The following is an 11,740-nucleotide window of genomic DNA, read 5'->3' on the forward strand; positions in this document are numbered from 1 at the left end:
AGATAAGGCTAATTAAAATTAGGTTCGGCAAAAATGGGGGCGGATCTTAACGGATCTTAGTGGTATTGACCAGAACAGACGTGTTTTGATCAGTATTTTTCATAGAACTTACACTTGAGTGCTTGTCTCCCAAAAGCATCACGGTTTACTATTCTTGTTCTTTTGATTTTTATATAGTCAACGATCGATTTTTAGAGAACGTATTCATGAGCACGAAACAATTTACTTTGAAAGATGAACAAGCAACGATTCAATTAGGAACGGAGCTTTCTAATCTTTGCTCACAGCAGACAACTATTTATCTGCATGGTGATCTTGGCGCAGGTAAAACGACCTTCAGTCGTGGTTTTGTAAAAGCACTTGGCCATCAAGGAAATGTAAAGAGCCCAACGTATACTCTAGTTGAACCTTATCAACTTGCCGATTGGCAGGTGTACCATTTTGATCTTTATCGCCTAGCTGATCCTGAAGAGTTAGAGTTTATGGGGATTCGTGACTACTTCACGCCAGATGCTATCTGTTTGGTTGAATGGCCAGAGAAAGGTTATGGAATGCTACCAGAAGCAGATTTGGATATTGATATTCGTTACCAAGACGATCACCGCATTGTTTCTTTAACCGCTAACAGTGAATACGGACAGCGCTTACTTAGTCAGTTGGAGTTATGTTGATTTCTAGACGCCTTATTTCAGCAGTAGCTATGTTGGTTGCTGTTTTTTCTATACTGTTTTCTTCACTTGTTTCTGCAAACTCACTAAAGAGTTTAAGGGTTTGGCCTTCTCCAGAAGAAACTCGTGTGGTTATCGATTTAAAATCAGAAGCGGATTTCAGCTATTTCACCCTGAGTAGCCCGAGTCGCTTGGTTGTGGATTTAAAAAAGACCAACCTTGCAACTAAGTTACCGGTCGTGGTGAAAGACAGCCCCGTTCTATCTAAGATTCGTAAAAGCTCACCGCCAGACAAAAACACCTATCGCTTGGTTTTTGAGTTAAAGAAGTCGTCTAAAGCAGAGTTGTTTAAACTCAGTCCGACTCCTGGTGGTCAGTACGGACATCGCTTGGTGATCGATTTGCCTCATGGTGCGGCAAGTAAAGGCAAAGCAACATCAACGCCGAGTAAGCCAACAGTGAGTAAGAACCTCAATCAAGTTAAGCGTCAGCGTGATGTTCTGATTGTGATTGACCCAGGCCACGGTGGTGAAGATCCTGGTTCCATTGGCCCATCTCGTAAATATGAGAAGAATGCGACTCTTAGTATTTCGAAAAAGATCGCTGCGCAGTTGAATGCCGTTCCGGGAATCAAAACGCGTTTAACACGTAATGCTGATTACTTTGTAAACCTGAACAGACGTGTTGCAATTGCTCGTGAGAACGAAGCACACCTCTTGATCTCTATTCACGCCGATGCCTTTACGACGCCTCAACCAAGAGGTGGTTCGGTGTTCGTGTTGAATACTCGACGCGCAAACACTGAGATTTCCCGTTGGATTGAGAACAAAGAGAAGCAGTCAGAATTGCTGGGCGGCAGCGGTGCTGCGTTTACTGGCAATATTGCAGATAAAAACGTCAACCAAACCCTGCTTGATTTGCAGTTTAGCCACTCTCAAAAAGAGGGCTATAAACTGGCAACGACCATTCTCTCTGAAATGGGTAAGGTCGCAAAACTGCATAACAGTAAGCCGATTAACACCAGCTTGGCAGTGTTACGTTCACCACAAATTCCATCGGTACTTGTAGAAACGGGCTTTATTTCGAATCCGACCGAAGAGAAGCTTCTTTTCCAACGTTCGCATCAAGACAAACTTGCGCGAGCTGTGACCAAAGCGGTCGTTAAATATTTGAAAGCGAATCCACCAGAAGGGATTGTTATTTCTAACGCGGCGGCATCTTCTAACTCTACCAGTCAGCACAAAGTACAGCGTGGTGAATCATTGTCTGTGATTGCGAAGAGGTACGGCACGTCTACACAAGCATTAGTGAAGTTGAATGGTTTGAAGTCGACGAGCTTAGCGGTAGGGCAAATTCTAAAAATTCCAAGCTCGGGTTCACAAGCGGCTACCACAACAAGCCGTAAAACGGTGACACACACGGTTAAGTCTGGAGAGTACTTAGGCAAGATAGCTAGCCGTTACAAAGTATCGGTAGCAAGCATTAAACGTGAGAACCGCTTGAAATCAGAAACCGTGAGAGTAGGCCAAAAGTTACGTATTACGGTTGAAGTAAAAGATATACCTCTACGTAAACATAAAGTCGCAAGAGGCGATTATCTTGGCAAGATTGCTTCGAAATATGGTGTGAGCGTCAACAGTATCCGTCAAGCAAACAAACTACGTTCCGATGAGTTGGCCATTGGCCAAGTGCTGATTATTCCGCACAAATAGTTGGCTAATGTTGAAGTAATGTTTAGAACATAGAAGCAATCTCAAACGCGAGAAGTGCTTCTATAAATGGCAGTAAGGTAGCTATACATATGACGATCAAAATACTGCCAGCTCGGCTAGCTAACCAAATCGCAGCGGGTGAAGTGGTAGAAAGACCTGCTTCTGTTGTGAAAGAGTTGGTTGAGAACAGTTTGGATTCTGGTGCGACACGTATCGATATCGATATCGAGAAAGGTGGCGCTAAGATGATCCGTGTTCGTGACAACGGCAAGGGCATTGTTAAAGATGAGCTTGCCTTGGCATTAAGCCGTCATGCTACCTCTAAAATTCATACTCTTGATGACCTTGAAGCGATCGTCAGCCTAGGTTTCCGAGGTGAAGCACTGGCGAGTATTAGCTCTGTTGCGCGCCTAACTATGACTTCACGCCCTACGACTCAGGATCAAGCTTGGGCTGCACATAGTGAAGGTCGTGATATGCAGGTGAAACTGCAGCCAGCAGCGCATCCCATTGGCACCTCGGTTGAGGTATTGGATCTGTTCTTCAATACTCCGGCACGACGTAAATTCTTACGCACCGAGAAAACTGAATTCACTCATATCGATGAGCTGCTTAAACGCATTGCATTGAGCCGTTTTGATGTGACGATTAACCTTCGTCATAACGGTAAAATGATTCGTCAGTACCGCGCTGCAAAAACACAAGTTCAAGCCGAAAAGCGCATCGCAGCAGTATGTGGCAACCCTTTTGTTCGCCATATGCTTAAGATCGAACTTGAGCATCAAGGCTTAAAACTTCATGGCTGGATCACCACGCCTGAAGGAGCAAGACAACAAAGCGATCTGCAATACTGTTATGTGAATGGTCGTATGATGCGCGATAAGCTGATCAATCATGCGATTCGTCAAAGCTACGAAACTAGCTTGCGCCCCGACCAATTCGCGACGTATGTGTTGTTCATTGAGCTAGACCCACATCAGGTGGATGTGAATGTTCATCCTGCAAAACATGAAGTGCGTTTTCATCAAGCCCGTCTTGTACACGACTTTATCTACCAAGCCTTGAGTGATGGCTTAGCCCAAAGCAAACAAATTGATGCAGCACCGATCAAGCAGTCTGCGTTTCATCAGTCAGAAGTGATGCATCATCAGCAAGGTAGCTCGAATCCGGGTATCGAAGAGATTGCCAGTTTCTCAGAGCCTGAAAGCATAATGCCGAGCAGTTCAGAACAACCTCAAGTATCTGATAGTGAAAGATATGCTATTGAGCAAACGCCAGCCTACCCAAGAAAAGCCGAATCTGAACAGGTTTATGATCAACCTCAGCACAGCGTTAATGATGGTGGGCAGCGTTATAGCTCACCAGCTAACCGAGGTTCATCGTCTAGCAGAGGCTCGTCGGATCGCGAAACCAGTTTTATAGGCTCGCCTCGCCAAGAGTGGATAGAGTCTCGACCTGAACCTAAAAAAGAAAAAGAGCCGCACCAACATCATGGTGAACCTGCTCCATCTAAGCGAGAAGTGAAGGCCTATAAAGAGCTTCTGAAAACGCCAAGTTTTGATGACCAAGTTGTAGAACCATCCTCACCTCAAGACCATGTGGCACCAGTAGAAACCAGAGACAACATAGAAAATAAAGAAGCTAAGCCTGCTCAACAGAACCCTGTTCATTTAAAGCCAAGAGCACCTGTGACGGACTTAGGCAAAGCAGTCTCGGTAGTGGAATGCCAATATTTGGTAATGGGAAACAAGAACGGCAGTGTGTTGGTTTCTTTGGCTAAGGCTGAGTTATTGCGTGTTGTTGGTCAGCTTGATACGCGTGATGGCGCGTTAAAGAGCCAACCATTATTAGTGCCTTTATCCATCAAATTAGGCGCTGATTTAGTCGGTGTCGCTAAGGCGCTAAGTCCAATGCTGTCTGTGCTTGGTATCGAGCTTAAAGCTAGGAATAACGAAGCGATAATGGTGATGGGAGTGCCTTCTCCTTTGAGGCAGCAAAACTTACAAATTTTGATCCCAGATCTGTTATCGTACGCGGCTTCAATAAACGCTCAGGCCTCGGAAACTCAAGGTCATAGCTTTTCTAGCGATACGTTACCATTACTGGTTAACTGGATCGGGATTCAGACAGCACAAGTAAAAAACGACTACACTTTATCTGAAGCGGTTCAACTAGTTGGGGAACTTGAGCAACTTTGGCATGGTCTACTTCCATTAGATGATCCCGAATTTGTTAATCCTATCGACTTTTCTGCAACCATCGCTGCTTTTATGGCTTAGTTTGTAGGTGAATTTTCACAGCTGAGTTTTAGATAAATTAAGCTTATTTACGGCTTCGGCTGTTTACGATTTAACTGTTGCGATGAGGCTTTTCTTAGTAGACAAGTGTATCGCGACATGAAGCCTTTTAATTAAGTGCTCTAACAGAGAAATAAATACAAAATATCATGACTGAAAAATTACCTTTAGCGTTGTTTTTAATGGGCCCCACGGCATCAGGAAAAACAGATTTAGCTATCCGCTTACGTCAGAAATACCCGGTAGAGATCATCAGTGTCGATTCGGCGCTAATCTACAAAGACATGGATATTGGTACTGCTAAGCCGGATGCAGGAGAGCTCGCGCTCGCGCCTCATCGCTTGATTGATATTCTCGACCCAAGCGAAGCGTATTCTGCGGCTGACTTTCGTCGTGATGCGATCAGTGAAATGAATAAGATTGTAGCGGAAGGTAAAATCCCGCTACTTGTTGGTGGCACAATGCTTTACTACAAGGCATTGTTGGAAGGTTTATCGCCACTACCCGCTGCGGATCAAGAGATTCGTAAGCAGATTGAAGCGGAGTCTATTGAGCAGGGTTGGCAGGCATTGCACGATCAATTAAGAGAGATAGATCCCGTATCCGCTGAAAGAATACACCCAAATGATCCACAAAGGCTTTCAAGGGCATTGGAAGTTTATCGAATTTCGGGTAAAACATTAACAGAGCTAACTCAAACGAAAGGCGATAGCCTGCCATTTCGTGTAAAACAATTTGCAATAGCTCCCAAGGAAAGGAAAGAACTCCATCGCCGCATTGAGCTGCGTTTCGAGAAGATGATAGAAGCGGGATTTGAAGATGAAATGAAAGCGTTGTACGCCAGAGAAGATCTTCACCCTGAACTGCCATCGATTCGATGCGTTGGTTATAGGCAGATGTGGGATTATTTAGATGGGAATTGCGATTTAGACGAAGCGGTTTTCCGTGGTGTCTGCGCAACCCGTCAATTGGCCAAGCGACAAATCACCTGGTTACGCAGTTGGGATGATTTAACTTGGTTGGATAGCGAAAACATTGAACAGGCGTTAGAAACTCTTTCAGATGCAATAGCATCTGATTAGTATTGCTGTGTATAATGTGATCGCTTTTGCGTGAATATACTCTGGAAAGGATCAGTTGTTGAGGCTTTTAAAAATCACAGCCTTTCAATAACAACGGAGTTTTTTTATTCGTTTAGCTCAGATGCAAAGGCCGCACCTTTTTGTGCACCACTAGCTAAATAATTACAACAAAATATAAATAAGGAAAATAAAATGGCTAAGGGGCAATCGCTACAAGACCCATTCCTAAATGCACTCCGTCGTGAGCGCATTCCAGTCTCTATCTATCTTGTTAACGGCATCAAGCTGCAAGGTCAGATCGAGTCTTTCGATCAATTCGTGATCTTATTGAAGAACACAGTAAACCAAATGGTTTACAAGCATGCGATTTCTACTGTGGTTCCTGCTCGTGCAGTGAGTCACCACAGCGGCGAGCAACAACGCGCGCCATCTGATCGTCCTGAGAAGACTGAAGATTAATCGTTCAATTGATACAGCTTGCGCTGTAATAAGGAGTTGGTTGCTTGTTTGACCGTTATGAATCCGGCGAGCGAGCCGTACTTGTTCATATCAACTTCACGCAAGAGGGAGAATGGGAAGACCTAAGCGAGTGTGAAATGCTGGTCTCCTCAGCGGGGGTAGAAACGCTACAAGTGATTACTGGTAGCCGACAATCCCCACTCCCTAAATACTACGTTGGAGAAGGTAAAGCCCTAGAAATCGCACAAGCTGTTCAGCTAACCGGTGCTGAAATTGTGATTTTTAACCACTCCCTCTCTCCTGCCCAAGAGCGAAACCTCGAGCAATTGTGTAAATGTCGTGTGATTGATCGCACGGGTTTGATCTTAGATATCTTTGCACAACGTGCGCGAACTCATGAAGGTAAGCTACAAGTTGAGCTCGCTCAGCTTCGTCATATCTCTACTCGATTGATTCGTGGTTGGACTCACCTTGAAAGGCAGAAAGGTGGTATTGGTCTTCGTGGTCCAGGTGAAACTCAACTGGAAACCGATCGACGTTTGTTGCGTGACCGTATAAAGGCAATATTACGTCGTTTAGCGAAAGTCGCTAAGCAGCGTGAACAAGGACGACGTGCTCGTAATCGAGCTGAAATCCCAACAATTTCTTTGGTTGGTTATACCAATGCGGGGAAATCAACACTTTTCAATCGCATCACAAGTGCTGGTGTTTATGCGGCAGACCAACTGTTTGCAACTCTAGACCCAACACTACGTAAGATTGAATTGGCAGATGTCGGGCCTGCAATTCTCGCAGATACCGTAGGTTTTATCCGTCATCTACCACACGACTTGGTCGCTGCGTTCAAGGCTACGTTACAAGAGACGCAGGAAGCTGACATTTTGTTACATGTTGTTGATGCCAGTGATGACCGCTTTCGTGAGAACATTCAGGCTGTTCATGAAGTATTAGAAGAAATCGATGCTCATGAAGTGCCAACCCTTGTAGTCATGAACAAAATTGACTGCATGGAAGACCAAAAACCTCGAATTGAAAGAGACGAAGAGGGCGCACCTCGCGCTGTTTGGGTTTCTGCAATGGAAGGAGAAGGCATTGAACTGCTGTTTGAAGCTTTAACTGAGCGTTTAGCAAGTCAAATGGTTCAATTCCGATTGTGTATTCCACATCAACATCAGGGCCGTATTCGTAGCTTATTCTTTGAGATGAAATGTATTCAACAAGAGGAGTATGATGAAAATGGTAACTTGTTGATAGATATCCGAATGCAACAAATAGATTGGTCTAAACTTGAAAAAAGAGAAGGGGCACTCTTAGGTGGCTTTATCGTTACCAAAGAGACTGCTACAGTATAACGTCATATCAAATGATGGAGCTTTCTAATGGCGTGGAATGAGCCTGGAAATAACAACAACGGCGATAATAACGGCCGCGATAATGACCCTTGGGGTAAGAACAATAATCGCGGCGGCCGAGATCAAGGACCGCCAGACTTAGACGAAGTGTTTAGTAAACTAAGTCAAAAGTTAGGTGGCAAGTTTGGTAAAAAAGGTGGCAACGGTAACGGGCCATCTATCGGTGGTGGCGGTGCGATTGGCTTTGGTGTCATTGCTGTCATTGCGATTGCTATCTGGTTCTTCGCTGGTTTCTACACTGTTGGCGAAGCAGAAAGAGCAGTAGTACTTCGATTGGGTCAGTTCGACCGTATCGAAGAGCCTGGTCTTAACTGGCACCCACGCTTCATCGATGAAATCAAAGATGAGCAACTGGTAAACGTTCAAGCGATTCGTTCTCTACGTGCTGCTGGCACCATGCTAACGAAAGATGAAAACGTTGTGACCGTTGAAATGGGTGTTCAATACCGTGTTTCTGACCCATACAAGTACTTGTATCGTGTAACGAATGCAGACGACAGTTTACGCCAAGCAACCGATTCTGCGCTTCGTGCGGTAATTGGTGACTCACTAATGGATAGTATCCTAACAAGTGGTCGTCAGCAGATTCGTCAAAGTACTCAAGAAACACTAAACCGCATTATCGATAGCTACGATATGGGTATTCTGATTGTTGACGTGAACTTCCAGTCAGCACGTCCACCTGAGCAAGTGAAAGATGCATTTGATGATGCTATCGCGGCTCGTGAGGATGAAGAGCGTTTCGAGCGTGAAGCTGAAGCCTACCGAAATGACATTCTTCCAAAAGCAACAGGTCGTGCTGAGCGTTTGAAGAAAGAAGCGGTGGGTTACTCAGAGCGCACAGTTAATGGTGCTCTAGGTCAAGTAGCTCAGTTCGAGAAACTGCTACCTGAATACCAAGCTGCTCCTGAAGTAACACGTAACCGTATGTACCTTGATACAATGGAAAAAGTGTACTCAAGCACATCGAAAGTCCTGATTGATTCTGAATCAAGCGGTAACTTGCTATACCTACCAATTGATAAGCTAGGCGCACAAGGTGGTTCTCAGTCGGGCACTCGCCCTGCAAAAACATCATCAACTTACGATCAAATTGAGTTAGAAACTCAAGCCGATCCAAAGTCTAGCACTCAAACTCGTTCAGACAGTTCACGTCAAGGGAGATACTAATAATGCGTAAATTAATGATCCCTGTATTAGTTGTGACGATTGCCCTTCTATTGATGTCACTATTTGTGATTCAAGAAGGCGAGCGTGGCATGGTAATTCGTTTTGGTCGAGTTCTCGATGACAACGGCGTATCACGAATCTATGAACCAGGCCTGCACTTTAAACTACCGATGTTTGATCGCGTAAAAGTACTTGATGCTCGTATTCAAACGATGGATGGCCGTTCTGACCGTTTCGTAACATCAGAGAAAAAAGACGTTCTAATTGATACCTACGCAAAATGGCGTATTGCTGATTTTGGACGTTTCTATCTGAGTACCGGTGGCGGTAATATCATGACGGCAGAAGCACTTCTTGAGCGTAAAGTGACAGATGTTCTTCGTTCTGAAATTGGTTCTCGTGAAATTAAGCAGATTGTGTCAGGCCCTCGTAATAAGGACATCCTGCCAGACTCTGCTGATAGCGAAGTCGTCACAACGGTAGCGGCTGCAGAAGCACTAGAAGTTGATGGCGAACGCGATAAGATCATGGAAAACGTTTTGTCTGGAACGGCAGAAAGTGCGATGGCTGATTTAGGTGTTGAAGTTGTTGATTTCCGTATGAAGAAGATTAACCTTCCTGACGAAATCAGTGAATCTATCTACCGCCGTATGCGTGCAGAACGTGAATCGGTTGCTCGTAGACACCGTTCTCAAGGTCGTGAGAAAGCAGAAGTTATCCGTGCTCAAGCTGAGCTAGAAGTCGCGACTGTTCTTGCTGAAGCTGACCGTACTGCTCGAGTGACTCGTGGTGATGCTGATGCAGAAGCAGCGAAGATCTACTCTGATGCGTTCAGCAAAGACCCTGAGTTCTATGGCTTCATGCGTTCACTGCAAGCTTATGAGACATCATTTAGCGATAAGAGCGACATTCTAGTACTGGATCCGAAGACTGACTTCTTCCAATACATGAATCAAGCAAGCGGTGCTCCAGCAAAATAAGCTGATTCGTTAATTCATTAAATTAGCGAAGTACCTAAAAATCAAAAGGCTCCCATAATGGGAGCCTTTTTGTTTTCTATTCGTTGAAGACTGCAGGTGACCATTGAATCTTCGAGGGAAGTCGTAGTGACAGCTCCGTACTTTGAGAAAACCTAACGGTAGGTCATGAAAGCGATAACGGCACCAGCCACCACAAGACAACCGCCAATACGGCGCAGTTGGGTGTCTGGTTGCTCGCTCAGTTGCGCGACCATGTTTCTCCAGCCATTAGGTGCAATCAAGGGGCCGAGCCCTTCAGCGATAAGAACGAGCCCAATAGCGAGCCAAATTGATTGAGACATGGTTCTGCCTTTTGTCTATAAAATGCAATGATATCAGCATCTTTACACATTCGCCCTCAGTTATCGCTGGTTTATTTTTGTACAGCGTTAACGTTTATGAACAAAAAGTGACTGCAAGAAGTGTGATTCAGTGCTAGAATCCATTTTTAATTAGCAACAGAAATTGGAAAGATGGGAAATAACGTAGTCGTTCTAGGCACCCAATGGGGTGATGAAGGTAAAGGTAAAATCGTTGACCTTTTAACTGAAGATGCAAAATACGTGGTTCGCTACCAAGGCGGTCACAATGCAGGTCACACACTTGTAATTGACGGTGAAAAAACCGTTCTTCACTTAATTCCATCAGGCATCCTACGCAATAACGTTAAATGTGTTATTGGTAACGGTGTTGTATTATCGCCTGACGCACTTCTTAAAGAGATGAAGCCTCTTGAAGAACGCGGTATCCCAGTGCGTGAGCGTCTTTTCATCTCTGAAGCTTGTCCTCTAATTCTTCCGTACCATATTGCTATCGACAACGCGCGTGAAATCGCTCGTGGCGCGAAAGCTATCGGTACAACAGGTCGTGGTATCGGTCCTGCTTACGAAGATAAAGTTGCTCGTCGCGGTCTACGCGTTGGCGACCTTTTCGATAAAGAAGCATTTGCTGAGAAGCTAAAAGAAGTTATGGAATTCCACAACTTCCAACTAGAGCACTTCTACAAAGCTGAAACAGTAAGCTACGAAGAAGTACTTGAGCAAGCGATGAGCTACGCAGACATGTTAACTGCGATGGTTATCGACGTAACTGACGAACTAGACGCAGCACGTAAGCGCGGCGACAAGATTATGTTTGAAGGTGCTCAAGGTACGCTACTAGATATCGACCACGGTACTTACCCATACGTAACGTCTTCTAACACGACTGCTGGTGGTGTTGCTGCAGGTTCTGGTTTCGGTCCTCGTCACATCGGTTACATCCTTGGTATTACTAAGGCTTACTGTACTCGTGTTGGTTCAGGTCCATTCCCAACTGAGCTATACGATGGCCTTGAGAAGCAAGACCCAGTCGGTAAGCACCTAGGCGATGTTGGTCACGAGTTTGGCGCAACTACTGGTCGTCTACGACGTACAGGTTGGTTCGATGCTGTTGCTATGCGTCGTGCAATCCAAATCAACTCTCTATCTGGTATGTGTCTAACTAAACTAGACGTTCTAGATGGCCTAGAAGAACTAAAAATCTGTACTGGTTACAAGATGAAAGATGGTTCTATCCTAGAAGTTTCTCCAATGGCTGCTGAGTCATTCGAAGAAGCGACGCCAATCTACGAAACAATGCCTGGTTGGTCTGAAAACACATTTGGTGCTAAATCTATCGACGCGCTTCCACAAGCTGCTCTAGATTACATCAAGCGTATCGAAGACCTAACTGGCGTTCCAATTGATATCGTATCAACTGGCCCAGATCGTAACGAAACTATCATCAAGGTTCACCCATACGGCGCATAATGCCAGCTGAGTGATTACCACAGCACGAACCATACTGAGGTAATTAAAGTACTTTGATAATGAAATAGTTTTCTAAAAGCCGACTTTCTTAAGTCGGCTTTTTAATACCTGCAATTGTCCCGTCCTGAAAT

Annotated in this window: 10 protein-coding genes; 9 read left to right on the forward strand and 1 reads right to left on the reverse strand. The window is 44.8% G+C overall.

All coding sequences use genetic code 11. The features are described from left to right. Positions 1-206: 206 nt before the first annotated feature. From tsaE to hflC, 8 genes are all read left to right on the forward strand, one after another. The gene (tsaE, locus tag AB4232_RS21080; RefSeq protein WP_004735870.1) at positions 207-671 is read left to right on the forward strand and encodes a tRNA (adenosine(37)-N6)-threonylcarbamoyltransferase complex ATPase subunit type 1 TsaE; all 465 of its coding nucleotides are present in this window, start codon (positions 207-209) and stop codon (positions 669-671) included. After that, positions 665-2,380 carry an N-acetylmuramoyl-L-alanine amidase gene (locus AB4232_RS21085; RefSeq protein WP_371695940.1) on the forward strand — a complete coding sequence of 572 codons (1,716 nt, stop codon included), beginning with the start codon at positions 665-667 and terminating at the stop codon, positions 2,378-2,380. The genes tsaE and AB4232_RS21085 overlap by 7 nt, the downstream gene beginning before the upstream one ends. A gap of 89 nt (positions 2,381-2,469) precedes the next feature. After that, on the forward strand, positions 2,470-4,659 hold the full coding sequence (gene mutL, locus AB4232_RS21090; protein ID WP_372087942.1) for a DNA mismatch repair endonuclease MutL: 2,190 nt from the start codon (positions 2,470-2,472) through the stop codon (positions 4,657-4,659). Positions 4,660-4,826: 167 nt separating this feature from the next. After that, positions 4,827-5,759, forward strand: coding sequence for a tRNA (adenosine(37)-N6)-dimethylallyltransferase MiaA (gene miaA / locus AB4232_RS21095; protein WP_009847880.1), 933 nt, complete (start codon positions 4,827-4,829; stop codon positions 5,757-5,759). A gap of 192 nt (positions 5,760-5,951) precedes the next feature. Continuing rightward, a complete protein-coding gene (gene hfq, locus AB4232_RS21100) occupies positions 5,952-6,218 on the forward strand; it encodes an RNA chaperone Hfq (protein ID WP_004735866.1) in 267 nt (88 codons plus the stop codon). 44 nt (positions 6,219-6,262) lie between these two features. Next, the gene (hflX, locus tag AB4232_RS21105) at positions 6,263-7,570 is read left to right on the forward strand and encodes a ribosome rescue GTPase HflX (RefSeq protein WP_139685854.1); all 1,308 of its coding nucleotides are present in this window, start codon (positions 6,263-6,265) and stop codon (positions 7,568-7,570) included. A 27-nt stretch (positions 7,571-7,597) separates the two neighbouring features. Continuing rightward, positions 7,598-8,800 (forward strand): FtsH protease activity modulator HflK, encoded by a 1,203-nt coding sequence (gene hflK, locus AB4232_RS21110; RefSeq protein ID WP_009847882.1) that lies wholly within the window; start codon positions 7,598-7,600, stop codon positions 8,798-8,800. Between the two features lie 2 nt (positions 8,801-8,802). Next, complete coding sequence (gene hflC, locus AB4232_RS21115; protein ID WP_009847883.1) at positions 8,803-9,780, forward strand: protease modulator HflC; 978 nt, start codon at positions 8,803-8,805, stop codon at positions 9,778-9,780. A 152-nt stretch (positions 9,781-9,932) separates the two neighbouring features. On the opposite strand, the gene AB4232_RS21120 is transcribed toward hflC, so the two are convergent. Further along, positions 9,933-10,121, reverse strand: coding sequence for a DUF2065 domain-containing protein (locus AB4232_RS21120; protein ID WP_009847884.1), 189 nt, complete (start codon positions 10,119-10,121; stop codon positions 9,933-9,935). Positions 10,122-10,292: 171 nt separating this feature from the next. On the opposite strand from AB4232_RS21120, the gene AB4232_RS21125 reads away from it, so the two are divergent. Further along, the gene (locus tag AB4232_RS21125; RefSeq protein ID WP_009847885.1) at positions 10,293-11,609 is read left to right on the forward strand and encodes an adenylosuccinate synthase; all 1,317 of its coding nucleotides are present in this window, start codon (positions 10,293-10,295) and stop codon (positions 11,607-11,609) included. The last annotated feature ends 131 nt before the right edge of the window (positions 11,610-11,740 follow it).

The organism is Vibrio sp. 10N.286.46.A8, assembly GCF_041470165.1.
GTDB lineage: Bacteria > Pseudomonadota > Gammaproteobacteria > Enterobacterales > Vibrionaceae > Vibrio > Vibrio tasmaniensis_A.

What these genes read in the sequence shown, in the direction of transcription:
- tsaE (WP_004735870.1), top strand. Translation starts at nt 207, where the DNA reads ATGAGCACGAAACAATTTACTTTGAAAGATGAACAAGCAACGATTCAA.
- AB4232_RS21085 (WP_371695940.1), top strand. Translation starts at nt 665, where the DNA reads ATGTTGATTTCTAGACGCCTTATTTCAGCAGTAGCTATGTTGGTTGCT.
- mutL (WP_372087942.1), top strand. Translation starts at nt 2,470, where the DNA reads ATGACGATCAAAATACTGCCAGCTCGGCTAGCTAACCAAATCGCAGCG.
- miaA (WP_009847880.1), top strand. Translation starts at nt 4,827, where the DNA reads ATGACTGAAAAATTACCTTTAGCGTTGTTTTTAATGGGCCCCACGGCA.
- hfq (WP_004735866.1), top strand. Translation starts at nt 5,952, where the DNA reads ATGGCTAAGGGGCAATCGCTACAAGACCCATTCCTAAATGCACTCCGT.
- hflK (WP_009847882.1), top strand. Translation starts at nt 7,598, where the DNA reads ATGGCGTGGAATGAGCCTGGAAATAACAACAACGGCGATAATAACGGC.
- hflC (WP_009847883.1), top strand. Translation starts at nt 8,803, where the DNA reads ATGCGTAAATTAATGATCCCTGTATTAGTTGTGACGATTGCCCTTCTA.
- AB4232_RS21120 (WP_009847884.1), bottom strand. Translation starts at nt 10,121, where the DNA reads ATGTCTCAATCAATTTGGCTCGCTATTGGGCTCGTTCTTATCGCTGAA.
- AB4232_RS21125 (WP_009847885.1), top strand. Translation starts at nt 10,293, where the DNA reads ATGGGAAATAACGTAGTCGTTCTAGGCACCCAATGGGGTGATGAAGGT.